Origin of the sequence: Janthinobacterium sp. KBS0711 (genome assembly GCF_000988085.1) — a bacterium.
Taxonomy (GTDB): domain Bacteria; phylum Pseudomonadota; class Gammaproteobacteria; order Burkholderiales; family Burkholderiaceae_D; genus Janthinobacterium; species Janthinobacterium lividum_E.
Genome location: NZ_LBCO01000011.1, coordinates 1 through 25,897, shown reverse-complemented (window position 1 = coordinate 25,897; position 25,897 = coordinate 1). Strand labels below are relative to the sequence as shown.

Below are 25,897 nucleotides of genomic sequence, written 5' to 3'. Positions count from 1 at the left end.
CCGGCCTCAGCTGCCGGCCAGCGGCAGGGTGACGCTGAACAGGGCGCCATTGCCGGGCTGGCTTTGCAGGGTGATGGCACCGCCATGCGCATCGACCAGCTGCTTGGTGATGAACAGGCCCAGGCCCAGACCGCCCGTGCGGTCCTGGTGCATGACGCGCTCGAAAGCGTCGAAGATGCGTTCCTGGTCGCGCGCGTTGATGCCGATGCCATGGTCGCGCACTTCGATGACGGCGCTGTTCTGCGTATGCGCCAGGCTGATTTCCACAGGTTGGCCTTGCCCGTAGCGCACGGCGTTGCTGATCAGGTTGACAACGATTTGCTCGACGCGGAAGGCGTCCCAGAAACCCTCGATGGGCTCGAAGGCCATCACTTCCAGCACGCTGCCGGTCGTGGCCGCATACGGCGCCAGGTCGTCCGCCACCCGGCGCACGAGGCTGGTCAGGTCGACGGCTTCGCGGCGGATCGACAGCTTGCCGCTGGTGATGCGCGACACGTCGAGCATGTCGTCGATCAGGCGCACCATGCTGCGGATTTGCCGCCCATCGCGCGCCACCATCTTGCCCAGCTTGTCCGGCTCGAAGGCGGCCAGGTTGCCCCGTTCCAGGTTGACGGTGCGCATCTGCGTTTCCAGGAACAAGGTGTTCAGGGGCGTGCGCAGTTCGTGCGCCACCATCGACATGAATTCGTCGCGCAGGCGTAGCGAGCGCTGCAGTTCCGCCTGCGTGGCGCGCAATTCCTTCAACAGCGCTTCCTGCTGCTGGCGGCTGTGCTCGAGCGCCTGCACCTGGCGCCGCGTCTCGCTGCGCTGCTGGTGCAGGGCAACGAAAACATTGACCTTGCTTTGCACGGCATTGATGTCGAGCGGCTTGTGCAGGAAGTCGACGGCGCCGCTTTCATAACCCTGGAAGGCGAAATTCATTTCCTTGCCGGCCGCCGTGACGAAGACGATGGGGATGTGGCGCGTCTTTTCCGTGCCGCGCATCAATTGCGCCAATTCAAAACCATCCATTTCCGGCATTTGCACGTCGAGGATGGCCAGCGCGAAATCGTGCTCGAGCAGCAGGGCCAGCGCTTCTTCGCCGGACGAGGCTTGATAGACGCTGCGGTCGCTCTCGCGTATCAGCGCATTGAGCGCGCGCAAGTTCTCCGGCAAGTCGTCGACGATCAATAGTTTGGTGCTCGTTTCATTCATCATGTTTCATTCCTGGCATGTGCCGCCCAGCGTAGTGGGAAGCGGCGTGCGACGGCGCACGCTTGCGGTAGAGCTTTTCGGGACCCGGCAATGGTTCGAAGTCGGCGGCAAAGCGCGTGAAATGCGTGCTTTCCTTGCTGCCCAGGCCCAGGAATCCCCGGTGGCACAGCGAATCGTGGAACAGGCCCAGGGCTCGTTCCTGCAAGGTTTTATTAAAGTAAATCAGTACGTTACGGCACAAAGTCAGTTGCGTTTCAATAAACACGCTGTCCGTGGACAAGCTGTGGTCGGCAAAATTGATACTGCCGAGCAGGCGCTGCTGGAAACGCGCCGTGGCATGCTCGACCGTGTAGTAGTCGGCCAGATGGCCCAGGCCGCCGGCAGCCAGATAGTTTGCGCCATACTCATCGATCCGGTGCAGCGGATATGCACCGCGCGCGGCCGTGGCCAGCGCTTGCGGATTGATGTCGGTGGCGTAGATCGTGCTGCGTTCGAGCAAGCCTTCCTCGTGCAGCACGATGGCCAGCGACAGGGCTTCCTCCCCCGTGCAGCAGCCGGCCACCCAGATGGTCGGCGACGGGTAGGTTTTCAGCACGGGCACCACGTGTTCGCGCAAGGCGCGGAAAAACGCCGGATCGCGGAACATTTGCGTGACCGGTACGGTCAAAATCTGCAGCAGCGCGCCGAAGGCGACCGGGTCGTCCAGCACGCGCTGTTGCAAAGCGGCCACGTCTGCACAATGCAAACGGTCAAGCGCGTGATTGAGGCGCCGCCGTTGCGAGGGCAGGGAATAGTCGCGAAAATCATAGCTGTAGCGCTGATACAGCGCTTCCATCAGCGCGTGCAGTTGCGCGTCTGTGGTGCGCTGGGACATCAGATGCGTTCCATCTTCGGCATCCACACGCGCAGCAGCGAATACAAACGATCGAGGTCGATGGGCTTGGCCAGGTAGTCGGACGCGCCCGCCTGCAGGCATTCTTCCTGGTCATTCTTCATGGCCTTGGCCGTGATGGCGATGATGGGCAGCTTGTTGTAGCGGCCATCGGCGCGGATCAATCGCGTGGCTTCCAGGCCATCCATGCCCGGCATCATGACGTCCATCAGCACTAGGTCGATATCGTCCACGCTGTTGAGCTTGCTGATGGCTTCGAAGCCGTTGCGGCCGATTTCCACCACCACGCCTCGCTGTTCCAGCGCATTCGTCAGGGCAAAGATATTGCGCACGTCGTCGTCCACCAGCAAAATCTTGCGCCCTTCAAACACGCGTTCGCGGCTGCGTACCTGCTGCAGCATGCCCTGGCGCTCGCTTGACAGTTCGGATTCCACCTTGTGCAGGAAGAGGGTGACCTCGTCGAGCAGGCGTTCGGGCGAGCGGGCGCCCTTGATGATGATGGAGCGCGAATACTTCATCAGGTCCGCTTCTTCTTCGCGGCTGAGGTTGCGGCCCGTGTAGACGATGACGGGCGGGAATGAGCACAGTTCTTCATGTTCCATGCGTTCGAGCAATTCGTTGCCCTGGATATCGGGCAGCTTCAAGTCAATGATCATGCAGTCGAAAATCTGCGTTTTCAGCAACTCCAGCGCCTGCTCGCCCAAGGCCACGGCCGTGATTTCCACGTCGTCGTCGCTGATCAGGTGCACCACGCTTTCGCGCTGGCGTTCGTCGTCCTCGACCAGCAGGATGCGCTTCATCTGCTGCGTGAATTTCGACTCGAGCTTGCGGAACACTTCCTTCAACTGTTCGCGCGTGCGCGGCTTGGTGGCGTAGCCGATGGCGCCCAGCTGCATGGCTTCCTGCATCTGGTCGTTGCCGGACACGATGTGCACGGGAATGTGGCGCGTCAGCGGGTTTTCCTTGAGTTGCTGCAAGACCAGCAAGCCCGGGCGGTCCGGCAAGCCCATGTCGAGCAGGATGGCGTCGGGCAGGAATTCCTCGGCCAGGCGCAAGCCTTCATCGGCGCCGTGCGCCACCAGGCAACGGTATTGCATTTCATGCGCGAGGTCGAACAGGATGCCGGCAAACGACGGTTCATCCTCGATTACCAGCACGGAACGCTGACCCGTCTTGGCGGCCGGCACGCTGTCGCGGTCATCCTGGAAGGTGGGCAGCGGCACGGGCTTGGCGGCGGGCGCCGGTTTGGGCGCGGCGGCCGCGATTTTTGCGGGCGCTTGCGGCACTGCGGCCGGGGCCGGCTCCGCTTCCACGGCGCGCTCCGGCATGACGGCCGGTAGCACCAGGGTAAACGTGCTGCCCTGGCCTGGCGTGCTGGCCAGCTCGATGCTGCCGCCCAGCAAGGCGGCCAGGTCGCGCGAAATCGACAGGCCCAGGCCCGTGCCGCCATAGCGGCGGCTGGTGGTGCCGTCGGCCTGGTGGAAAGCGTCGAAAATCTTGTGCTGCTGGTCGTCGGCAATGCCGATGCCCGAATCCTGCACCTGGAAGCGTACCTGGCCGGCTGCATCGGTGCTGACGTGCAGGGACACCGTGCCCGTATCGGTAAACTTGATGGCGTTCGACAGCAGGTTTTTCAGGATTTGCTCGAGGCGCTGGCGGTCGCTGACGAGCGACGGCGGAGAGTCCGGCGCCACCTTGACGCTCAGCGTCAGTTTCTTTTGCTGCGCCTGGGCGCCGAACAGCATCTTCATGCTGCTGAGCAGTTCGTCGAAGGGCACGCTTTCCGGCGTCAATTCCAGCTTGCCGGCCTCGACCTTGGAAATATCGAGGATATCGTTGATGAGGGTGAGTAAATCGTTGCCGGCCGAATAGATGGTTTGCGCAAATGTCACTTGCTCGGCCGTCAGGTTGCCGCTGGTGTTGTCCGATAGCAGCTTGGACAGGATCAGCGAGCTGTTCAGCGGCGTGCGCAGCTCATGCGACATGTTCGCCAGGAATTCTGACTTGTAGCGGCTGGCCCGCTGCAGTTCCTCGGCGCGCGCTTCCAGCTGGGCGTGCGCCTGGACGATGGCCATGTTCTTCTGGTCCAGCGACAGGGCCTGCACGGCCAGCTGCTCGTTCGACTGCTCCAGCGCCGCCTTTTGCTCTTCCAGGTGGGCTTGCGACTGTTCCAGCACGCGGGACTGCTCGCCAAGCTCTTCATTGGCCGTGCGCAGTTCTTCCTGCTGCACTTCCAGTTCTTCATTCAGTTGCTGGGTTTCTTCGAGCACGTTTTGCAGGCGCTGGCGGTACAGGGCAGCCTCCAGCGAGGTGCCGACATTCGCTGCAATCAGATTCAGCCATTCCTTGGCGCGGGCGCTGACGGGATGCGTAAAACCCAGTTCGATGACGCCGTTGACAACGCCTTCATTGTTGACGGGCGCCAAAACCAGTTCCAGCGGCGCGCCGCGGCCCAGGCTCGACGTCACGGTCAGGTAATTCTCGGGCACTTGCTGCACATGCTTGAGGCGCTTTTCGCGCGCCGTCTCGCCCACCAGGCCTTCGCCCAGCTTGAACACCTGCTTGTCCTTCACGCCCTGATCGTTGAAGCCATACACGGCCGTGCGGCGCAGGCTGCCATCCTCGTCGACGACGTACAGGGTGGCGATGGCCACGTCGAGGCGGTGGGCGAGGAAGTCCAGCACGTGGCGTCCCAGTTGCGGCAGGCCCAGCTGGCCGCTCGTGTGGGCCGCCAGTTCCGTCTGCCCCGTGCGCAGCCAGGCTTGCTCCTGCAACACGTCGTTATCCTTGCCGCGCTGCTCGAGCGCATCGTTGTAGATATCGGACAGGCGCAGCAGTTCACGGCGTCCCAGGTAGGCGAGCAAGCCCGACAATCCCAGGCTGAGGACGAGGAACACGATGACTGCCAGCATGGTGCGGCTTTCGGCCGTATCGGCCCGTTCCTGGCGCAAGCGCTGCTCCATGGACAGGAAGGCGAGGAATTCGCGGCGGATTTCGTCGAACTCCAGCTTGCCTTCGCCCTGGCGTACGCGCGCAAGGAATTCCTGGTTGTTGCGGCGCTGGGCGATCACGCCTTCAGCGTAATCGAGCCACTGGCCTTGCAGCGCGCGGATGCGGCGCAAGCGGTCCACCTGGATGGAGCTGTCGGATATCAATTCCAGCAGGGTGCTCATTTCGACGGCGATCTTCGCCTTGCCCGACTTATATGGCGCCAAAAACGTTTCGTCACCCGTCAGCAAATAGCCGCGCATGCCTGTTTCCAGGTCGACCGACAACTTCATGACTTCATTCGCATTGCCGATCACCCGTTCGGAATGCTCGACCGAGCGCAGGGCCGACAGCAAATAGGCGATCAGGCCGACGAACACGAGGGCCGTGACGACCCCGATGACCAGCGGCAAGGTCACGTTGCGGGCGAGGATGCGGCGAAAGCTGAAGGAGTCGATCGGGGTCTTGGTATTCATTATGTCCGTGTAAGGCTGTCGCGAAAAAGTCAATTTTAATTGAAATGCAAGCTTTCTGGTGGTCAAGCATAGCGTGCGCTAGCATAACAGCCTTGGGGCATTTTCCGCAGTCGCAAGGCAGTGCAATGCGGGGCAACGCACAGATGAAAGGAGAAGGAAAATCAAGCTGGCCACGATTGAGGCAGATCAAAGAGATTGGTTGTTAGCATCCTAAGATGCAAGAGGTGGCGACGTCCCTGCGGACGGCCGCCGTGTGCAAACCAGCCCATGCAGGAGGACATCATGGCTAATCAACTGATCCGTCGCGATCCGCAAAACCCGCTGGCACGTTTCGACCCGTTCAGCGACATGGAAGAATTCATGCACGACTTTTTCGCGCCCGCCTTGCGCCTGCGCGATGGCGGTTCGTCACGCATGCGTGTCGACATTTCCGAAACCGAACAAGCTTATCAGGTGCAGGCGGACATTCCCGGCGTGAATAAGGACGATATCAAGGTTTCCATCGACGGCAACCGCGTCTCCATCAGCGCCGAACTCAAGGATGAAAGAGTGACGCGCGACGGTGGCGGCAAGACCGTGCGCAGCGAACGCGAGTACGGCCAGCAATACCGCAGCTTCGTGCTGCCGCACGAGGTGGACGAGGCCGGCGCGCAGGCCCGCTATGAAAATGGCGTGCTGCTGCTGGACTTGCCGAAGAAGGAAGGCACGGGCGGGCGGCAACTGGCGATACAGTGAGCCGGGCCGGGGTTTGGCTGCGTAGCTCAGATTAGCGCAGCGTAATCTGACAATCTTTGTGGCGGTGCCTGTCGGCTTACGCCCTGCGGGCTAAGCCGACCTACGAAAAAACGCCGGACGGTGCCGGCGTTTTCTGGGGTGTTCCGGGTGGCGGCGCGCTGCCACCCGGATTGCCTCTATATATAATGTCAGTCGCGGATTTCCAGCGCCCGGTTCAGGCTCAGGGCCGCCAGCGAGGCGACGGCGCCCGACAGCAGGTAGAAGCTGACATAGGCAAGGCCGAAGTTGGCCGACAGGCCCAGCGCCACCAGTGGGGCGAAGCCGGCGCCGACCAGCCAGGCCAGGTCGGACGTCAAGGCCGCGCCCGTGTAGCGGAAGCGGGCAGGGAAGTTGGCCGTCACGGCGCCGGCTGCCTGGCCGTAGGACAAGCCCAGCAAGCTGAAGCCGACGAGGATGAAGACGTCCTGGCCCGTATTGCCGCCACCCATCAGGGTTGGCACGAAGGCGCTGAAGATGGCGATCAGCACTGCCAGCACGCCCAGGGTGGTGCGGCGGCCCACTTTATCGGCCAGCACGCCGGAAATCACCACGCCGACGGCGGCCAGCACGGCGCCCAGCATCTGGATTTGCAGGAAATCCGAGGCGGAACGCGTCTGGTAGACGGAAATCCACGACAGCGGGAACACGGTGACGAGGTGGAACAGGGCGTAGCTGGCCAGCGCGGCGAGGGCGCCGATCAGCACGTTGCGGCCCTGGCCGCGGCTCATTTCAAACACGCTCACGGGCTGCAGTTCACGTTCGTCGAGCAGGCGCGCATATTCATTCGTCGACACCAGGCGCAGACGGGCAAACAGGGCCACCACGTTGATGGCGAAAGCCACATAGAAAGGATAGCGCCAGCCCCAGTCGAGGAAATCTTCATCCGTCAGGGTGGTCAGCATGAACCAGAACAGGCCGGCGGCGATCAGGAAGCCGACCGGTGCGCCCAGCTGGCCCAGCATGGCGTACCAGCCGCGCTTGTTTTCAGGCGCGTTCAGGGCCAGCAGCGACGGCAAGCCGTCCCACGAACCGCCCAGCGCCACGCCCTGGCCGATGCGCAGCACGGACAGCCAGATGATGGCGGCAAAGCCCAGGTGGGAATACGTCGGCAGGAAGGCGATGCCGGCCGTCGACACGCCCAGCAGGAAGAGGGCGAACGTCAGCTTGGCGCTGCGTCCCATGCGGCGCTGGATCTCCATGAAGATCACGGTGCCGAACGGACGGGCGATGAAGGCGAACGAAAAGATCAGGAATGCATATAAGGTACCCTCCAGGCGTTCTTCAAATGGGAAGAAGACGCGCGGAAACACCAGCACCGAGGCGATGGCGTAGACAAAGAAGTCAAAGTATTCGGAAGCGCGGCCGATGATCACGCCGACGGCGATCTCACCGGGGTCGATATGCGATTCGACCGTGCCGGCCCCGCGTGCGTCGCGCAGGGAGTGGGGGGAAAAGTCGGCGGGTACATCCCCGCTGTGTATGCGCGTGCTGGACATGATGATCGTCTCCAATATAGTTTCGAGTTCGGCCAACGCGTAACATACCCCGGGTGTCTCACGCCCGGAGTAGGACTATTCAATAGGTAGTTGTAGGAAAACTCCGCAACCACCCAGTGAAAATCCGAGCAAGGGGGTGGACAAAACGTCCAATTGCCAACGCGCTCCAGTGAGAATACAGTACCATATCTTCATCCCCTGTACTGGACTTTCCTGTATGTTTTCATTAAAAGTTCGTCGCGGACTGCTTCTTTTACCTCTCGCATTGTTGGCTGGTTGCAATACGGTGGTACTGAACGCGTCTGGTGACATCGCAGTTCAGCAAGGCAATCTGATTGTCATCTCGACATTGCTGATGCTGTTGATTATCGTTCCGGTAATCGCCCTGACCCTGCTTTTCGCATGGCGCTATAGAAAAAACAACACCGCGGCCAAATACGAGCCGGACTGGGACCACTCGACTCGCCTCGAGCTGATTATCTGGGGCGCGCCCCTGTTGATCATCATCGTGCTGGGCCTGCTGACCTGGATCAGCACCCACACCCTCGATCCATACCGCCCATTGAGCCGTATCGACGCCAACCGCCCAATTCCTGCCAGCCACAAGCCGATGATCGTCGAAGTCGTGGCCCTGGACTGGAAATGGCTGTTCATCTACCCGGAGCAAGGCATCGCTTCCGTGAATGAACTGTACGCGCCTGTCGATCGTCCAATCCGCTTCAAGATCACCGCGTCGTCCGTCATGAACTCGTTCTTCATCCCCGCACTGGCAGGTCAGATCTACGCCATGCCGGGCATGGAAACGCAGTTGAATGCCGTCATCAACAAGCCTGGCGTCTATAAAGGCTTCTCCGCGAACTACAGCGGTGCCGGTTTCTCGGGCATGCGCTTCAAGTTCCACGGTGTCAATGATGCGGACTTCGACAAATGGGTGGAATCGGCACGTGCCGGTGGCGGCGCGCTGAACCGCGACGACTACCTGTCGCTGGCCCAGCCTAGCGAACGCGATCCGGTTCGCCGCTACAGCGCCGTGCCAAACGACCTGTACAAGGCAATCCTGAACCGCACCATCGTTTCCGACGCCCTGTGCGTGACGCCGGTCCAGCCATATAAATTGACGATGGCAAATAGCCCGGTAGCGGCCGTAACGGCAGTAGTCGCTAGCGATGCAGTGGTTGAAAAGGGCGTTCAAGCCAAGTAACAACTGCATGAATCCCGCAGCGCATTGCGCTGCAGATACTGGCGCCGTTTGCCTGGCGCCTCCCTTTTTTCTCTGAGAGTAACAATGCTAGACCATATTGATCTGACGAAGCTTATATTCGGCCGTCTGACTTGGGATGCAATTCCATTTCACGAACCTATCCTGCTGGTGACCTTTGCCATGGTTGCCCTGGGCGGTATCGCACTCGTTGCGGCACTGACGTATTTCCGCGTCTGGGGTACCCTGTGGCGCGACTGGATCACCAGTATCGACCATAAAAAAATCGGTATCATGTACATGATCCTGGGCCTCGTCATGCTGCTGCGCGGCTTTGCCGACGCGCTGATGATGCGTACCCAGCAGGCTGTTGCCTTTGGCGACAATGCCGGCTTCCTGCCACCGCATCACTACGACCAGATCTTCACCGCCCACGGCGTGATCATGATCTTCTTCGTCGCGATGCCTTTCGTGACGGGTCTGATGAACTACGTGGTGCCGCTGCAAATCGGCGCGCGCGACGTGGCTTTCCCTTTCCTTAACAACTTCAGCTTCTGGATGACCACCATGGGCGCCGCCCTGGTCATGGCTTCGCTGTTCGTCGGCGAATTCGCCCGTACGGGCTGGCTGGCGTATCCACCGCTGTCGGGCATCGTCGGCAGTCCGGACGTGGGGGTAGACTATTACATCTGGTCCTTGCAGATTGCCGGGGTCGGGACGCTATTGTCCGGTGTCAACCTGATCGCCACCATCGTCAAGATGCGCGCGCCAGGCATGACCTGGATGAAAATGCCCGTCTTCACCTGGACCGCACTGTGCACCAACATCCTGATCGTCGCCGCTTTCCCGGTGCTGACGGCTGTGCTGGCCATGCTGTCGCTGGACCGCGTTGCAGGCTTTAACTTCTTCACGACGGAACTGGGCGGCAACGCCATGATGTACGTCAACCTGATCTGGATCTGGGGTCACCCGGAGGTCTACATCCTGATCCTGCCACTGTTCGGCGTGTTCTCGGAAGTCGTCGCCACGTTCAGCAGCAAGCGTCTGTTCGGCTACGCCTCGATGGTGTACGCCACCTGCGTCATCATGATCCTGTCGTACCTGGTATGGCTGCATCACTTCTTCACCATGGGGTCGGGCGCCAGCGTCAACTCCTTCTTCGGCATCACGACGATGATCATTTCGATCCCGACGGGCGCGAAGATCTTCAACTGGCTGTTTACCATGTACCGCGGCCGTATCCGCTTTGAACTGCCCATGCTGTGGACGATCGGCTTCATGGTCACCTTCACCATCGGCGGCATGACCGGCGTATTGCTGGCCGTACCACCAGCTGACTTCGTGCTGCACAACAGCCTGTTCCTGATCGCCCACTTCCATAACGTGATTATCGGCGGCGTGGTCTTCGGTGTCTTCGCTGCGATTAACTACTGGTACCCGAAAGCCTTCGGCTACAAGCTCGACGTGTTCTGGGGCAAGTGCTCGTTCTGGTTCTGGTTCGTCGGCTTCTACCTGGCCTTCATGCCGCTGTACGTGCTGGGCCTGATGGGCGTGACCCGTCGTGTCAACCACTTCGAAGATCCATCGCTGCAAATCTGGACCATCATCGCCTGGTTTGGCGCCGTCTCGATCGCACTGGGCATCGGCTCCATGCTGATCCAGTTCTTCGTCAGCTACCGCAACCGTCACGCACTGCGCGACGTGACCGGTGACCCATGGGGTGGCCGTACGCTGGAATGGTCGACGTCGTCGCCACCGCCAGACTATAATTTCGCCTTCACGCCACAAGTGCACGAACTCGATGCATGGACTGACATGAAGAAACACGGTTACCAGCGTCCGACGTCCGGTTTCACGAAGATCCACATGCCGAAGAACACCTGGGCTGGTTTCGTGATTGCCGCGCTGAGCGCACTGGTCGGTTTTGGCCTGATCTGGCAAATGTGGCTCGTCGCCAGCATCGGCTTCGTGATCATGATGGTTACCATCATCGTCCATACCTTTAACTACAAGCGCGATTACTACATTCCTGCGGAAGAAGTGGTCCGTACCGAAGACGCTTATACTAAATTGCTGAGCAGCCATGTCTGATACCATCGCCCATAACACCGGCGCCGCTGGCGCCGCACCAAGCACGCGCAGCTACTTTGTGCGCGAGCACCACCCGGAAAACGGCAGCCTGCTGGGTTTCTGGCTCTACCTGATGAGCGATTGCCTGATCTTCGCCTGTCTGTTCGCCACGTACGCCGTGGTCGGCCGCAGCTACGCGGACGGCCCGACGGGCGCCGCGCTGTTCGACCTGCCGCTGGTGGCCGTCAACACGGCCATGCTGCTGCTGTCGTCGATCACCTACGGCTTCGCCATGCTGGCCATGCAGCGCAAGCAATTGCGCAGCACCCTGGTCTGGCTGGGCATCACGGGCCTGTTCGGCCTGGCCTTCCTGTCGCTGGAAATGTATGAATTCATTCATCTGATCCACGAAGGCGCCGGTCCGCAGCGCAGCGCGTTCCTGTCGTCGTTCTTCGCCCTGGTCGGCACCCACGGCTTGCACGTGACGTTCGGCGTGATCTGGCTCGTGACCTTGATGTTCCAGTTGAACAAGCATGGTCTGACTCCGGAAAACGGCCGCCGCATGATGTGCCTGTCGCTGTTCTGGCACTTCCTGGACGTCATCTGGATCGGCGTCTTCACCTTTGTCTACCTGATGGGAGTGCTGCCATGAGCGACCACCACACACACGGCGATAGCCACCACCATGACAACCACGATCATGGCAGCCTGAAAAGCTACACGATCGGTTTCATCCTGTCGGTGATCCTGACGGCCATTCCGTTCTGGCTGGTGATGACGAAAGCCATCACCAACTCGGGCACCATGGGCCTGGTCCTGCTGGCGTTCGCGGCTGTTCAAGTGGTGGTACACATGGTGTACTTCCTGCACATGAACACCAAGTCCGAAGGCGGCTGGAACATGATGGCGCTGATCTTCACCATCATGATCGTGGGCATTGCCATGGCCGGTTCCCTGTGGGTCATGTACCACATGAACCACAACATGATGCCGGATCTGATGCCTGAGTACATGCATACGAAAACGGCTCCATGATGAGTCAAACGCGCCCTAGCAACACCGGGCGCGCCCCTGGCGCCGCATCGCAAGATGCCGCGCCAGGCCCACGCGGCATGGCTGTGCGCTACGCATTAGCCTTGCTGGCGGGGATCTTGTTTGCCGGTTTCTGTGCCTTGGGCACCTGGCAAGTCAAGCGCCTGTTCTGGAAGCTTGACCTGATCGAGCGCGTCGAACAACGCGTACATGCGCCCGCAACGGACGCACCTGGACCCGCAGCCTGGGCCAGCATCACGCAGCAAACGGACGAATACCGCCATGTGCGACTCTCCGGTACCTATCTCCCCATTTTTAATACCCTGGTGCAAGCAACGACGGCACTGGGCAGCGGTTACTGGCTGATGACGCCATTGCGTCTGGCCGATGGCAGCACCGTACTGGTCAACCGCGGCTTCGTGCCGAAACGGGAAGGCATCGCCGCCAGCACGCCGGCCGGCATCGTGCACGTCGACGGCTTGCTGCGCGTCAGCGAGACGGGCGGCGGTTTCTTGCGCGAAAACAGTCCTGCCACGCAGCACTGGTATTCGCGCGACGTGGCCGCCATCGGCGCCTCGCACATGCTGACCAAGGTGGCGCCATATTTTGTCGATGCAAAGGCAAAATCGGAAACGGCCAGCGACGCACCCGTCGGCGGCCTGACCGTGATTTCCTTCCACAACAACCACCTCGTGTACGCCTTGACGTGGTTCGCGCTTGCCCTGATGGTGGCCGGCATCACGTGGTGGATCGTGCGCGAAGACAAGCGCCGTCGCGCGCGCCGCGCTGCCGGCACGCAAGAGAGCGACCATGCCGGGCAGGATTGAGATCCTGCCCAACCGCGAAGTGTTAGAGCGCGGCGCGGTGGCGGCCGAGATGGAACATCCGGCCGGCCACCAGAACATGAAGCTGTTGATCCAGCTGCGCTGGCTGGCCGTGATCGGCCAGATCAGCACGATCTTCGGCGTGGGCGTGGGACTGGGCATCGCCTTGCCCGTGCCCTACATGCTCGAAGTGCTGTCCTGCCTCATCGCCTTCAACCTGGCCAGCCTGTTGCGCTGGCACGAACGCCAGCCCGTCTCCAACACGGCCCTGTTCCTCGCCTTGCTGGTCGACGTCACCGTGCTGACGGCCCAGCTCTACCTGAGCGGCGGCATAAGCAATCCGTTTGCCTTCCTGTACTTATTGCAAGTCATCCTCAGCGCCGTCCTGCTGGAAGTGTGGTCGACGTGGATCATGGTCGCCATCACGAGCCTGTGCCTGGCCGGCCTGGCCTTGCTGCCCGGCCCCTTGATCCTGCCGATCGACCCCGAGCGGGGCTTTTCCAGCCTGTACGTGCAGGGCTTGCTGATCTGTTTCATCCTGAACGCCGCCTTGCTGGTGGTATTCATCACGCGCATCAACCGCAATCAGCGCGCCGGCGACGCCAAAGTGGCGGACTTGCGCCAGCGCGCGGCGGAAGAAGAGCACATCATCCGCATGGGCTTGCTGGCGTCGGGCGCCGCGCACGAGCTGGGCACGCCGCTGGCAACACTCTCCGTCATCCTCGGCGACTGGCGCCGCATGCCGGAACTGAGCAAGAACAGCGAATTGCTGGAAGAAATCACGGAAATGCAGGCGCAGCTGCAGCGCTGCAAGAGCATCGTCAGCGGTATTTTATTGTCGGCGGGCGAGGCACGCGGGGAATCTTCCGTGAAAACGACGATCAATACCTTCCTCAACGACCTGGTCGACGAGTGGCGCACCAGCCGCCCGATCCAGGGTTTCGAGTACGATAACCGCATCGAGCACGACGTGCCTGTCGTATTCGATTCGACGCTGAAACAGACTATTTGCAATGTGCTCGACAATGCGCTGGAAGCGTCGCCCGAATGGCTGCGTTTCGAAGCGACGCGCGAAGCGGACGCCTTGCACCTGGTCATTACCGATGCGGGCCCTGGCTTCGAGCCGTCGATGCTGACGCACCTGGGCAAGCCCTACCAAAGCAGCAAGGGCAAGCCGGGCGGCGGCCTCGGTTTGTTCCTGGTGGTCAATGTCGCGCGTACACTGGGCGGCACGGTGACGGCGCGCAACCGGGTGCAGGGCGGGGCGGTGGTGCACCTGGCCTTGCCGCTGGCGGCCATCAAACTGGAAAGAGAAAGCGACCACCATGCAGGATGACCGTCTGTTACTGATCGTGGAAGACGACGCCGCGTTTGCCCGCACCCTGGGCCGTTCGTTCGAGCGGCGCGGCTACCAGGTCATCCTGGCCACCAATTTCGACGAAGCGAGCGCCCTGCTCGAGCAGCATTGCCCCGACTACGCCGTCGTCGACCTGAAACTCAATGGCAATACCTCGGGCCTGGCCTGCGTGCAGATGCTGCACCAGCACGACCCGGACATGCTGATCGTCGTGCTGACCGGCTACGCCAGCATCGGCACGGCCGTCGAAGCGATCAAGCTGGGCGCCTGCCAGTACCTGGCGAAACCGTCGAACACGGACGACATCGAAGCGGCCTTCGGCCATGTGGCCGGCAATGCCGACATCGAGCTGACGAACCGCGCCACCAACATCAAGACCCTGGAATGGGAACGCATCCACGAAATGCTGGCCGAGACGGATTTTAATATTTCGGAAACGGCGAGAAGGCTGGGCATGCACCGGCGCACATTGGCGCGCAAGCTGGAAAAGCAGCGGGTGAAGTAACGGCACATCCAGCTGCCGATTAGGGCTGGAGATTGTCGGTGCAGCATGCTTGGCCAAGTTGGGCAGTGGTGCAACTGGTATCGCTACGTATTATCCGGATTTCCGCTTGGCCAGGATATTAAGCCAGACCATGGCAACGCTGCAGAACGATATAATAAATCCCACATACACCAAAAAAAATCCGAAAGATTCAGATAAATATAAAATCACCAAATAGCCAAGCAGTCCAGTCAATAAGCCAAAAAAACCGATTTTATGGCTGTTGGATTTTTTACTTTGCATAAAGTAACTTTTCGAATATTGATGGATGCATTTTCATGCCATGTTTAATGATGTGCTACGTTAGCTATTTGTATAGCACAGAGCCACGTTTCGTAGCATATCAAACCGATGGGGATCACGCCATTGGCAGTTTTCAGGCGCCGGCCAGTCTAATTGGTGTCGAATACTAATTCGATCGTACTGTCATCGCTCCAGTCCTGCTCCCGCAGCGGCGGCGTGAACGACGTGCCGCTGAAGGGCACGGACGCGCTTCTGTCGTTGTAGCTGATCGTCGCGGCCGTGATGCGCCGTGGCTCGGAAAAGCTGTAGGTTCCTTTTTGCGACACGAAATTGCACGGCCCGCCCAGTGCGCCCATCGCCGTGCGCATCGCAAAAGGCAAGGTGTCCTTGTCGATGGCCCAATGCACTTCGCACGCCAGCCGCAGGTCGCCCAGGCGGCGGATCGTGTCGCTGGCCGCCGCGCTCCTGACATAGGGAATCCACCTGACCGACCCCGCCTTGCGGTTCACGGTCAGCTCGGCCTTCTCATACAGCGGCCCCTGTTCGACGGGCAAGGTGAAGATATTGCGCTCGCCCAGCGGTATCTGCATCCCTGCCTCGTCGCTTTCCAGCCGCAGCGCGATGGCGTGCATGTCGACATCGGTACTGCGCGGCTCCAGGATGAAGCGCAGTTGCGCGCCTGGCGCCAGACCATGTTTTTCCTCGAAGCGTTTGACGCCCTTGAGCATGGCACTGTAGGGCTTCCAGTCCGGATCCCGGATGCCCTTCACAGTGACGGATGGCTCCATGGCTTGCGCCGTGTCCGCCCGGGCTTGCACCGCAGCGCCGCATAAACACAGCATAAGACCAGCTATTGCACGCATATTCATCCTCTTCATCTCAATTAATGGTTGGCATGAGTGTAGAAAAACACACAGGCGCCAGGAGGTTTTTAAGACAGGATGTCAATCGGGATGAATGGAATGCGTGAAATCGCGTTTATCCGGATTCGCCCTCAATGATCTGCGGCTTGCACGGCGACGCCCGACGTGACCAGGACTTCACGTTCATAGGCGCCCAGATGGCCATAATGGCCTTTGGGACTGAGATAACCGACAATGTGCACGCGCGGCTGCTCATAGTTGGAATTGGGCGCCACCAGGCCGACGTCCCGCCACGCAACGCTGCCGAAGGAGTTGAACCACCAGGCGCCGGCGTCGCCGTCCAGGTCAATAGAAACCGGCTGGAAAACACTCTTTTCAAAGCCCCGCGACCAGACGCCATCGCGCTCGATGGCACGGTAGCCATAGCCTGCCATGATATTGGCCCGTTCGGACGGATGATCGCGCCAATAGCGTTGGCCATTCACGTAGGCATCTCGCATGGCGGCCGATTGCGTCACGATGCCGCCGGAGGGATGGGTCAAGCCTTGAAAGAACCACTGCGCGTAGTCGGCTGGCGGCGTGGATGCTTGCTTGTCCGCCGCCTGTGTTTGAGCAAACGCATGGGCGTATTCAAGAACGATATCTGGAATATTCGCTGCGCTCGCCTTGCCGGCAAGGACAGTCAATAGCAGGAGTGTCGACATAGATCGCAACATCGCTTTGCACCTCTCCATTGGTTAATACTTATGCAGGCGCCAGCCACTCCATCTTCTGCACGTGGATATGCGGATGGCTTTCCAGCGCTTCCCATGCCGGTAAAAAGACAAAGCCCTGTTTCCGGTAAAACGCCGCCGCGCGCGCATTCTCCGGCGCCACGTCGAGCACCAGCCGAGGATGGCCATTGCCGACGGCGCATTGTTTCACGGCGTCGACCAGGCCTTGCGCGACATTCCGGCCCCGATATTCCCGATGCACCCACATGGCGATCAGATGACACTCGCCATTGCCGGCCACCACTTGTGCGGCCAGGCCGATGGGGTGTTCTCCGTCAAAGGCGAGGAAAAAGGTGCGCTGTGGCGTGCTGGTGGCTCGCTGCTGCCAGTCGGCATCGGAAAAACCGGCAGCGCTGGCGTGGCTGGCGCCAAAGGCCGTGGGTGCGTCGAGCAGAGCGGCCAGGCGCGTGGACTTCAGCGCCGGCCAGTCGGCGGCGCTGCTGGGGCGGATGACGATGTGATTCAATTCTGCGACATTCCTTAACTGGTCGGCGCGGCCGTGGACGATGAAATCTTTTTGTACGCTTCCGCCAGCATCGTGACGGTTGCCACGTCGTTCACGCTGCGCGCTTCGATGACCGTTTCGCCCGCAGCGATGGTGACATCGCCATGCGCGTAGCTGGCGGGAAAGCGCGGCTCAGTGATCTTGTTGGTGAGCACATTGCGCGTATAGCGCAACGCCACGAGCCGCTCGCCTTCCTGTTTGATGACGACATAGTTCGGGACGGTGGTGCGTTCCAGTTTCCAGGTGCCGATAAAGTCTTCGACAGGAGCGGCGCTGGCATGCAGCGAGCAGCAGGCGGCCAGGGCGCCGAGGAGCAGTTTTTTCATGGTGTTGACAGCCTATGCAAGAGTGGCCTGCAGCGCAGGAAAATACGTCACATGTGCTTGAATGGCGTGGAGCATGCCCTTGGGATGGCGCCAGTCATTGAAGTATCTGGCAATATTAACAGGATCACTGCGCTGCTTGCCGCCGCTCGCATAATTTTGCTCACACCGTATTGTATGCGCACCCTGACAATTCCAACAGTGCCTTGGCCTGGGCTACCACCAGCAAGGCTGCGCGATAAAAGGCATCGGGCGAGGAGCTGATTTCGTCGACGAGGACTTCCGTGATCCACCCTCCGCTGCTTGCCAGATATTGCGGAAAAATGCTGCTCATTGCCTCGTGCAAGCCTTGCAGAATGGCGGCCTGGTATTCCTCGGGACACGCCACCCTCCAATGGATGCCAGCTTCCTGATTGTCATGAAATTGAATGCGCAATCCTGCCGTACGGAAGCGCCCGCCCAGGTGCTGGCTGAACCAAGCGAGGTGTTCTATCTGCAGGGGAGCCTTGCTGTGCTGATTTGTCATGCACGCAAGTCGATGTCAGCGTTTGGCATCAATGGCTGAATGGTAGTTGAGGCTGCCAGGCATCGGAAAAAACCGGCCGCGCTGGCGTGGCTGGTGGTGGTGGTGCGTATCAGCATGCTCAATTGAAGACGATCGCCGTTTTGTGTTCGATGCTGAGCAGGCATGCCTCGTAAGCGGCCAGCCAGGCGACCAGTTCGCGTTCCAGGCCTTCTTCGGCGTCGATGCGCGCATTGATGCGGGCCGCTTCTTCATCGCTCAGTTCGTCGCCCAGCAGGAAGATGCCCAGCGCGGGCGCGACCGTGACCAGTTCAGCGCGCAGGCTGTACGAGGAGCCCAGCATGCCACCCAGCAGCGCGTGTTCCTCATCGGCAAAAATGACCTCTTCGAAGACGAAGGGGAAATAAAAGCCCTCGCAGTCGGAATGACAGATCAGGTGGCTGCCAAAGTCATCCTGCGCGGCATCGAGCACCGGATCGTCCGTTGCATCCTCGTTTTCGGCCAGTGGCGTGGCGCGCCATTGCGCATCCAGGCGCGCATGGGCATACGCGCGGCGCAGAGTGTGCAGGAAGCTGTATGGAAAGGAATCGAGCATGACGCGCGAGTCCAGTTGCGGCAGCGTGGCCGGTTCGCTGTGCTGTGGCAGCCCCGCTTTTTGCAGCAGAAGATTTGCTTCCTCCAAAGCGGTGACGAGCCACTGCGCGCCTTCCGGGTCTTCTTCCAGCAGGTCGGCAAGGGCGCCGACCGAAATTGCCAATCCCATCATGAACTCCTCTAGTTGCAGCTGCGCATCAGTCTAAACCATTTGCCTTCGATCATCATTTACGATTGATCCCACACTTCGATGGTCAGCAGTTGACCGGGTTCACAGGCGGCGATGCGGTCCTGGTGCACGGTAATGCAGCCGGGCCAGCCTGTGAGCCGGTCCTGCGGAAATTCGCCATCCTGCGCTTCGGCGATACCCGCCTGCAGCAGGGGCACGACGACGTTCGCCAGCGCCGTGTAGCGGTTGGGAAAGCCGTTCGACGACAGCTGGGTTGCCTTGCCATCGTGGCACAGCTGGGCGATCCAGTCGGCGCCGAACAGGCCCGCTTCCCACGTGGCGAGAAAAGCGTCCTTGTTGACTTTCGTCATGTCGGCCATTTGTTCCGGCGTGTCTGTCGAGATAATGGTCCACCAGCCTGCCATGGATTTTCCTTGTAAAAGTAAGGTTAACGGGTCATGGCGCGGCGCAGCAGGTAGCTCAGGCCATCGACGGCGGCCACCATCAGCAGCATGGCGACGATGACGGTGGCCGCGTTCTGCATCTGGAACAGCGACAGGTGATATTTCAGCATTTGCCCCAGGCCGCCCGCACCGACGACGCCGAGGATGGCGGCGGCGCGAATATTGTTTTCCCAGCGGTACAAGGTGTACGACATCATCTGCGGACTGCACTGCGGCAAGGTGGCGTACAAAAAGGCCACGGCGGGGCGCGCGCCATTGATGCGCAAGGTGGCGGCAGGCAGGGGCGGGCAGTTTTCAAACGCGTCGGCAAACAATCGGCCCAGCACGCCCACCGTGTGCAGGGCCAGCGCCAGGGTGCCCGCGAACGGGCCCAGGCCGGCGGCGATCAGCAGAATCGAAGCCCACACCAGTTCTGGTATTGAACGCAGCACGTTGAGCACGGCGCGCGTGGCGTTGCGCGCCACGTTACCGAAGCGGCCGCTGGCGGGCAGGGCCAGCAGTGCGCCCACGAGTGCCGCGATCACCGTGCCGATGGCCGACATGGCCAGGGTCTCGAACGTGGCGATGCCCACTTTCATGAGGAAGTTGGGCGCCAGCTCGGGCGGGGCGAAGCCGTGCAGGAAGTCGGCGCTCGTGCGCACGGCGTCGGCGCTGAAGAACTCGCCCCATTTCAGGGGCAGGGTGGCAAAGCTGGCGATGACCAGCAGCAGCAATCCGGCCAGCAAGGCCCAGGTCGACCAGCGCACGGGCGCAGGCGCGGGCATGGCGGTGAAATGCGGATGCCTCATGCCAGCCTCCGGCGCAGCATGGCGGACACGGCATCGGCGCCCGCCACCAGCAGCACGAAGACCATCAGCATCGTGGCCAGCTCATTGCCCGCCATCATTTTCATCGATTCATCCATGCGCTGGCCCAGGCCGCCCGCGCCGACAAAGCCCATGACGACGGAGCCGCGGATCGCGCATTCCCAGCGGTAAATCGTGTACGACACCAGTTCCGCGGCCGACTCGGGCAGGGCGCCGTACAGCAAGGCTTTCAAGCGGCCGCTGCCGTTGTGGAGCAGGGCGTTGCAGGCGGACGTATCCGACGATTCGAGTATTTCCGCGTAGACCTTGCCCAGCATGCCGCAGTAGGTGAGGGCGATGGCGATCACGCCCGCCGTCGGCCCCAGGCCGACGATACGTACCAATAACAATGCCCAGACCAGTTCCGGCACGCTGCGCAGCAGCACCAGCAGCGCGCGCACTGCGTGGCGCACGCTGGCGGCCAGCGGCGACACTCGGCCTGAGCCGATGCGCGAAATCGACAGGCGCTCCGTCACCAGCAAGGTTAATGGAATGGCGCCCAGCATGGCCAGCGCCATGCCGGCCGTGGCCATGGCAATGGTTTCCCAGCTGGAAATGGCCACCAGTTGCAGAAATTCCAGCGAGTGGGCGGGCGGCACGAAGCTGGCGATGAATTGCCAGGTGGCCGCCAGGCTTTGCGCATCCCATAAAATCCACGGCTTGAATTCGGCCTGCACCAGCATCGGCCACAGCACGAGCAGCACGACGGCAGCGCCGGTCAGGCGGCCGCGCCATGCGGGGTCGCGCGGCATGGCGGCGTCGGCGCTCTTCAGCAAAGGGGCCTCGCGGCGTCCAGGTGCGTTTCCACGGCCTCGAATTGCGGTGCGGGATCGGCCTTGTTGCGGTACAGCTGCTCTATCATGGCGTCGCTGACCTCGGCACCAGGCAAGTCGAAGACGACCTTGCCGTCGCGCAGGGCGACGATGCGCGTGAAGCAGGCGCGGGCGATTTCCACCTGGTGCAGGCTGCAGATCAGGGTGGCGTTGCGCGCCGTCGCTTCGGCCTGCAGCACATGGATCGTCTGCAAGGCAAGTGTGGGGTCGAGCGCGGACAAGGGTTCGTCGACGAGGAAGACTTCCGCATCCGACACGAGCGCGCGGGCCATGCCGCAGCGCTGGCGTTCGCCGCCGGACAGGCGGTCGACACGCGCATACAGCTTGTCTTGCAGGTTGAATCTGCCGAGGGCTTCCCAGGCGGCACGCGGATCGGCGGGCGCGACCAGCGAGCGGATGGCCGTCCACAAGCTCCATTGCGGCAAGCGGCCCGCCAGCACGGCGTTGACGACCCGCTGGCGCGGCGGCAGCGGCGGCGTCTGCGGCGCCAGGAACAGGCGCGCGCGCAGGGCGTGGCGCTCGGCGCTGGCCATCTGCCAGGGTGAGCTGCCAAGGATATTCAATGTGCCCGATTCCGGGCGCAGCGCGCAGGCCAAGGTGTGCAGCAAGCTGGTCTTGCCCGCGCCGGAAGGGCCGATCAGGGCGATCTGTTCACCTTGGGTCACGTCCAGGCTGAGTTCGCGCAGCGCCGGCGCATTGCCGGCTGCGCCCGCGTGGTGGACGCTGACCTTGTGAAGTTGGAATGTCATGCGATGTTTCGATTTTTTTTGGGGGGTGTCGGATTACGCGGCTGCGCCGCTAATCCGACCTACGCCACACAACGGACAGCGTAGGTCGGATTAGTCCGCAGGACGTAATCCGACAGGTTCAGCAATAAAGTTATTTCAACAACTTCGCATCGCGTGCGGCCGCTTCGATATCCTTGTAGTTCTCGGCCTTGGTCGGGATGAACTTGGTGGCGCGCTGCAGTTCGAGGATTTCCTTGCCTTCGGCCGTCGATGGGTCAAGCGCCAGGAAGGCGTCCGTCAGCTTCTTGCGCACGACGGGGTTCATGTCGGCGCGCACGCTCCAGTTGTAATCGTAGTAGCCTGGTGTCGTGTAGAACACGCGTACCTTGCTTGGGTCGACTTTTTTCGCTTCGACCAGTTTTTCCCACACGGAGATATTCAAGGTGCCTGCATCGACCTTGCCGCCGGCCACTGCTGCCACGGTGGCGTCATGCGCGCCGGAAAATGCGATGCGCTTCATGTCCGTGTCCGGATTGATCTTGGCGGCCAGCAGGTAGTAGCGCGGCATCAAGTGACCGGAGGTCGACGATTCCGAACCGAACGTGAAATTCTTGCCTTTCAGGTCGGACAACTGGTTGATGTCCTTGCTGGTGGTCACAAAAACCGAGCGGAATTTCGTGTCTTCCTCACGCTGCACCAGCGGGACGATTTTGCCGCCGCTGCGCACGTTCGCTTGCACGAAAGTAAAACCGCCGAACCAGACCATGTCGAGCTTGTTATTGATCAAGCCTTCCACGGAGGCCGCGTAATCGGTGACGGGCGTAAATTCCACCTTCATGCCCAGCTTTTTCTCGAGGTAGCTGCCCAGCGGCTTGAACTTGCGCTGCAATTCCGTCGGCGCTTCGTCGGGAATGGCCGATACGCGCAGCACTTGCTGCGCTTGCGCCAGGCCGCTGTGGATGGCCAGGGTGGCGGCGACGGTGGCCAGGATGGCAGGGAACTTGCCAAATGAGTTAGAGAACGTGGTCATGGGAGTGCCTTTGCAAAAAAATTTGTTCATTAGATGACGGAAACCCCGGTCGTGCCTTCCTGCATCTCGCCGATGACGACGGCGTCGGCAAAACCTTCGGCGCGGAAAATCGCCAGCACTTGCTCGACGGCTTCCGGCGCACAGGCCACCAGCAGGGGGCCTGCCGTTTGCGGGTCCGTCAGGATTGCCTTGTCGATGGCGCTCAGGCTGTCGGCCAGCGCCACTTGGGCGCCATATCCCTGCCAGTTGCGGCCGGATGCGCCCGTGATGTTGCCGTTTTGCGCCAGTTGCTGCACTTGCGGCAGCAGCGGCACGTCATTCATGGCGATACGCGCCTGCAACTTGGCGCCACGCGCCAGTTCCAGGGTGTGGCCCAGCAAGCCGAAGCCCGTCACGTCCGTCAGCGCATGCACGCCGTCGAGCAGGGCCAGTTTCTTGCCCGGGGTATTCAATTTGGTGGTGTTGTCGATCAAGGAGGCGTAGCCGCCCGCATCGAGCGCATTCTTCTTCAGCGCGGCCGACAAGATGCCCACGCCGATCGGCTTGCCCAATACCAGTTTGTCGCCGGCGCGTGCGCCCGCGTTGCGCTTCACTTGCGACGGGTGGACCAGGCCCAGCACGACGAGGCCATAGATCGGTTCGACGGAATCGATGGTGTGGCCGCCCGCGATGGGAATACCTGCCTGGGCGCAGATGGTTTCGCCACCCTTTAAAATCAGGCCGATGGTTTCCACGGGCAGCTTGTTGATCGGCATGCCGACGAGGGCCAAGGCCATGATGGGCGTGCCGCCCATGGCGTACACGTCGGAAATGGCGTTGGTGGCGGCGATGCGGCCGAAGTCGAACGGGTCGTCGACGATGGGCATGAAGAAGTCCGTCGTGGCGATCAGCGCCTGCTCGTCGTTGAGCTGGTAGACGGCCGCGTCATCCGAGGTTTCTATGCCGACCAGCAATTCCTTCGGCAGGGGAAAGCCGCCGCTGCCCTTTAAAATATCGGCCAGCACGCCCGGCGCAATTTTGCAGCCGCAGCCGCCGCCATGGGCAAATTCGGTCAATCGGATCGGTGTATCGGCTGTTGCTGCGCTATCGGACATGGTCTTCATCCTGCTGAAATAAGTAATTGGGTGGCAAGCCAGGCATCACGCGGCGCTGGCGGTACGGTGTTCGCCGACGATAGCACATAATGCGCGTGCGGCTCGCTCAAAGGCATGTTCTGAAATGTCGGGCAGCACCAGCGGCGTCGCCTGGGCGTAGCGGCTGAAGTTGCGGGCGATCGACTGGCGGTAGACGGGGTCGTAATGCTGGACCAGCAATTCTTCCACCAGTTCTGCCATGCGCCCAGAAGTAGCCAGTTGCTGCCAGTGGGCAATTTTTTCCTTGCCATGCAGCTGCGTCAGCAGGGCCAGCTGCACGTTCAGGCGGGCCGGGTCGCCGACGAAATGCGCATAGTCCTGCATCAGCAATTGCACGCGCTGGTTCGTGGCCAGGAGCACGTCCGTGCAATCGGCCGCGCGCATCTTTTCCATCAGCGCATCGGGCACGCGCAAACGGCCCACTTTCTTGCTTTCCGATTCGATGAACACGGGCAGCTGCGGGTCGAAAGTGCGCAGTTGCTGCCACAGGGCGCTTTCAAATGCTTTTTGCGATGGCTGGTCTTCCTCGGGCAAGCCGCCCAGCACGGAGCCGCGGTGGGCCGCCAGGTCTTCCAGGTCGATCACTTGCGCGCCTTGGCTGTCCAGCACTTGCAGCAAGCGGCTCTTGCCGCTGCCCGTGGGGCCGCACAGCACGTTGATGAAGTCGAAGCGTTCGGGCAGGGTGGCCAGCTCGGCATTCACGTGGCGCCGGTAATCCTTGTAGCCGCCTTCGAGCTGCGTGACGGGCCAGCCGATGCGCGCGAGAATGTGCGCCATGGCGCCGCTGCGGTTGCCGCCGCGCCAGCAATAGACGAGCGGCTTCCAGTGTTGCGGATGACCGAGCAAACCGTCTTCGATATGCCGCGCGATATTCTTCGCCACCAGCGCCGCGCCCAGCTTCTTCGCTTCAAACGCGCTAGTCTGCTTGTACAGGGTGCCGACACGCACGCGCTGTTCGTCGTCCAGCACGGGCAGGTTGATGGCACCCGGCAAGTGGTCTTCCGCGAACTCGGACGGGCTGCGCACGTCGATGATGGCATCGAACTCGCTCAAGCGGGGCAGGATATCGCTGAAAGGCTGAACTGCGGGGTATTTCATCGTGGCGCGGGTGCTGGCAAGGGGAAAGACGTATTATCCCCGATAAACGCCCGTGCCGTCAGTCCCTGCAAGCAATGGACCTCAGGCGGCTCAAGCCGCATCCGTGCCCAGGGTGGCCAGTTCCGTGCTGGCGGCTGTCGCCATCAGGGCAATGACGACCGTAGCGTCGCCCGCGTCCAGGTCGCCGCTGACTTCGAGCAAGTCGCTGACGAGAAAATTGACGGCATTGCGCACGCCCGAAATGCTGGCGGCGAGACTCTGGCAATCCGTGCCCAGTTGCTGGCACGCCGCCTTCATGCCATTGAAGGCGCCGATCTGGCCGTTCAAGCCGGCGATCTGGCCTTGCAGGTCGCTGACGTCGGACTTCCATTTCAAGTACAGGCCCAGCGCCACGGCCAGGCCGACGAGGCCGAACGGACCTAGCGCCAGCAGATAGTAATAGCGCTTCTGCGCCGCATCGAGTTCGCTTTGCGCGTCGCCCAGTTGTCCCTGCAAGCTTGTGACCTGGCTTTGCAAGCCTGCTTTGACACCGGCAAGCTGGTTGAAATAGCCCATCAATTGCGCCGTTTGCGCCGTCAGCGTGCCCGCCGTGCCATTGGCCGCGCCTTGCAGCTGCCGTGCCTGCTGTTGCAGGGCCGACATCGCCGCCTTGATATCGGGCAGCGGCGCTTGCGCCGACAGCATGCTTTGTACTTGCGCCAGCTGCGGCGTTGCCGTCTGGACGAAGGCGGCGACGCTCTGTTGCAGCGCGCGCGTCTGCGTCACCATGGGCTGGATCAAGGCGTTGCAGCCGGCCTGGATCTGCTGGGCGGCTGGCGGCAAGCCACCGAGGGCCGCGATCTGCTGCTGCGCGGCCAGCAGGTTGGCAATGGTTTGCGTCAACAGGCCGGCCATGGCGCTCACGCCGCTGCGGCAACGGCCGCTTCGC

At 61.4% G+C, this 25,897-nt stretch carries 26 protein-coding genes; 8 read left to right on the top strand and 18 right to left on the bottom strand.

Annotated features, from left to right (window positions below; genetic code table 11):
- Positions 1–6: 6 nt before the first annotated feature.
- From VM94_RS06455 to VM94_RS06445, 3 genes are read right to left on the bottom strand one after another with little or no spacing between them, the layout of a single operon-like run.
- Positions 7–1,197, bottom strand: a complete 1,191-nt coding sequence (locus VM94_RS06455; RefSeq protein ID WP_046682729.1) for a hybrid sensor histidine kinase/response regulator — start codon at positions 1,195–1,197, stop codon at positions 7–9.
- Positions 1,187–2,068, bottom strand: a complete 882-nt coding sequence (locus VM94_RS06450; RefSeq protein ID WP_046682728.1) for a CheR family methyltransferase — start codon at positions 2,066–2,068, stop codon at positions 1,187–1,189. Before VM94_RS06450 ends, VM94_RS06455 begins: the two co-directional genes overlap by 11 nt.
- Entirely contained in the window at positions 2,068–5,550 is a 3,483-nt protein-coding gene (locus tag VM94_RS06445) for a response regulator (RefSeq protein WP_046682727.1), read from the bottom strand. The genes VM94_RS06450 and VM94_RS06445 overlap by 1 nt, the downstream gene beginning before the upstream one ends.
- Positions 5,551–5,832: 282 nt before the next feature.
- Here VM94_RS06445 and VM94_RS06440 point away from each other — a divergent pair, with 282 nt between their 5' ends.
- Positions 5,833–6,285 (top strand): Hsp20/alpha crystallin family protein, encoded by a 453-nt coding sequence (locus VM94_RS06440; protein ID WP_046683070.1) that lies wholly within the window; start codon positions 5,833–5,835, stop codon positions 6,283–6,285.
- Positions 6,286–6,473: 188 nt separating this feature from the next.
- On the opposite strand, the gene VM94_RS06435 is transcribed toward VM94_RS06440, so the two are convergent.
- On the bottom strand, positions 6,474–7,820 hold the full coding sequence (locus VM94_RS06435) for an MFS transporter (RefSeq protein ID WP_034748049.1): 1,347 nt from the start codon (positions 7,818–7,820) through the stop codon (positions 6,474–6,476).
- Positions 7,821–8,037: 217 nt separating this feature from the next.
- Here VM94_RS06435 and cyoA point away from each other — a divergent pair, with 217 nt between their 5' ends.
- The 7 genes from cyoA (at position 8,038) to VM94_RS06400 (ending at position 14,806) form a co-directional block, all read left to right on the top strand.
- On the top strand, positions 8,038–9,021 hold the full coding sequence (gene cyoA, locus VM94_RS06430) for a ubiquinol oxidase subunit II (protein WP_046682726.1): 984 nt from the start codon (positions 8,038–8,040) through the stop codon (positions 9,019–9,021).
- A gap of 84 nt (positions 9,022–9,105) precedes the next feature.
- Positions 9,106–11,109, top strand: a complete 2,004-nt coding sequence (gene cyoB / locus VM94_RS06425) for a cytochrome o ubiquinol oxidase subunit I (RefSeq protein WP_046682725.1) — start codon at positions 9,106–9,108, stop codon at positions 11,107–11,109.
- Positions 11,102–11,740 carry a cytochrome o ubiquinol oxidase subunit III gene (gene cyoC, locus VM94_RS06420; protein WP_034788486.1) on the top strand — a complete coding sequence of 213 codons (639 nt, stop codon included), beginning with the start codon at positions 11,102–11,104 and terminating at the stop codon, positions 11,738–11,740. The genes cyoB and cyoC overlap by 8 nt, the downstream gene beginning before the upstream one ends.
- Entirely contained in the window at positions 11,737–12,123 is a 387-nt protein-coding gene (gene cyoD, locus VM94_RS06415; RefSeq protein ID WP_034748058.1) for a cytochrome o ubiquinol oxidase subunit IV, read from the top strand. The genes cyoC and cyoD overlap by 4 nt, the downstream gene beginning before the upstream one ends.
- Positions 12,120–12,947, top strand: coding sequence for an SURF1 family protein (locus VM94_RS06410; protein WP_046682724.1), 828 nt, complete (start codon positions 12,120–12,122; stop codon positions 12,945–12,947). Before cyoD ends, VM94_RS06410 begins: the two co-directional genes overlap by 4 nt.
- Positions 12,931–14,280, top strand: a complete 1,350-nt coding sequence (locus tag VM94_RS06405; protein WP_034748064.1) for an ATP-binding protein — start codon at positions 12,931–12,933, stop codon at positions 14,278–14,280. The genes VM94_RS06410 and VM94_RS06405 overlap by 17 nt, the downstream gene beginning before the upstream one ends.
- Positions 14,270–14,806 carry a response regulator transcription factor gene (locus VM94_RS06400; RefSeq protein ID WP_034748067.1) on the top strand — a complete coding sequence of 179 codons (537 nt, stop codon included), beginning with the start codon at positions 14,270–14,272 and terminating at the stop codon, positions 14,804–14,806. The genes VM94_RS06405 and VM94_RS06400 overlap by 11 nt, the downstream gene beginning before the upstream one ends.
- A gap of 431 nt (positions 14,807–15,237) precedes the next feature.
- Here the strand turns inward: VM94_RS06400 and VM94_RS27145 are convergent, their stop codons facing one another.
- From VM94_RS27145 to VM94_RS06335, 14 genes are all read right to left on the bottom strand, one after another.
- A complete protein-coding gene (locus VM94_RS27145; RefSeq protein WP_138829097.1) occupies positions 15,238–15,876 on the bottom strand; it encodes a hypothetical protein in 639 nt (212 codons plus the stop codon).
- A gap of 206 nt (positions 15,877–16,082) precedes the next feature.
- A complete protein-coding gene (locus tag VM94_RS06390) occupies positions 16,083–16,655 on the bottom strand; it encodes a hypothetical protein (protein ID WP_046682723.1) in 573 nt (190 codons plus the stop codon).
- A gap of 40 nt (positions 16,656–16,695) precedes the next feature.
- Entirely contained in the window at positions 16,696–17,190 is a 495-nt protein-coding gene (locus VM94_RS06385; protein WP_082127595.1) for a GNAT family N-acetyltransferase, read from the bottom strand.
- 14 nt (positions 17,191–17,204) lie between these two features.
- Positions 17,205–17,555 carry a hypothetical protein gene (locus tag VM94_RS06380; RefSeq protein ID WP_046682722.1) on the bottom strand — a complete coding sequence of 117 codons (351 nt, stop codon included), beginning with the start codon at positions 17,553–17,555 and terminating at the stop codon, positions 17,205–17,207.
- Positions 17,556–17,715: 160 nt separating this feature from the next.
- A complete protein-coding gene (locus tag VM94_RS28125) occupies positions 17,716–18,078 on the bottom strand; it encodes a hypothetical protein (protein ID WP_138829096.1) in 363 nt (120 codons plus the stop codon).
- 118 nt (positions 18,079–18,196) lie between these two features.
- Entirely contained in the window at positions 18,197–18,841 is a 645-nt protein-coding gene (locus VM94_RS06375; RefSeq protein ID WP_235432861.1) for a hypothetical protein, read from the bottom strand.
- 56 nt (positions 18,842–18,897) lie between these two features.
- A complete protein-coding gene (locus VM94_RS06370; RefSeq protein ID WP_046682721.1) occupies positions 18,898–19,263 on the bottom strand; it encodes a hypothetical protein in 366 nt (121 codons plus the stop codon).
- A gap of 23 nt (positions 19,264–19,286) precedes the next feature.
- Positions 19,287–20,090 (bottom strand): phosphonate ABC transporter, permease protein PhnE, encoded by an 804-nt coding sequence (phnE, locus tag VM94_RS06365; RefSeq protein ID WP_046682720.1) that lies wholly within the window; start codon positions 20,088–20,090, stop codon positions 19,287–19,289.
- Positions 20,087–20,899 (bottom strand): PhnE/PtxC family ABC transporter permease, encoded by an 813-nt coding sequence (locus VM94_RS06360; protein ID WP_046683066.1) that lies wholly within the window; start codon positions 20,897–20,899, stop codon positions 20,087–20,089. The genes phnE and VM94_RS06360 overlap by 4 nt, the downstream gene beginning before the upstream one ends.
- A 17-nt stretch (positions 20,900–20,916) precedes the next feature.
- The gene (locus tag VM94_RS06355) at positions 20,917–21,729 is read right to left on the bottom strand and encodes a phosphonate ABC transporter ATP-binding protein (RefSeq protein WP_046682719.1); all 813 of its coding nucleotides are present in this window, start codon (positions 21,727–21,729) and stop codon (positions 20,917–20,919) included.
- Between the two features lie 130 nt (positions 21,730–21,859).
- Entirely contained in the window at positions 21,860–22,738 is an 879-nt protein-coding gene (locus VM94_RS06350) for a putative selenate ABC transporter substrate-binding protein (RefSeq protein WP_046683065.1), read from the bottom strand.
- A gap of 29 nt (positions 22,739–22,767) precedes the next feature.
- Positions 22,768–23,832, bottom strand: a complete 1,065-nt coding sequence (gene selD / locus VM94_RS06345) for a selenide, water dikinase SelD (protein ID WP_046683064.1) — start codon at positions 23,830–23,832, stop codon at positions 22,768–22,770.
- 45 nt (positions 23,833–23,877) lie between these two features.
- Positions 23,878–24,969: a tRNA 2-selenouridine(34) synthase MnmH gene (mnmH, locus tag VM94_RS06340; RefSeq protein ID WP_046682718.1), complete on the bottom strand. Its 1,092-nt coding sequence runs from the start codon at positions 24,967–24,969 to the stop codon at positions 23,878–23,880.
- Positions 24,970–25,059: 90 nt separating this feature from the next.
- The coding region (locus VM94_RS06335) for a hypothetical protein (protein ID WP_235432860.1) at positions 25,060–25,897 on the bottom strand (838 nt) is incomplete at its 5' end.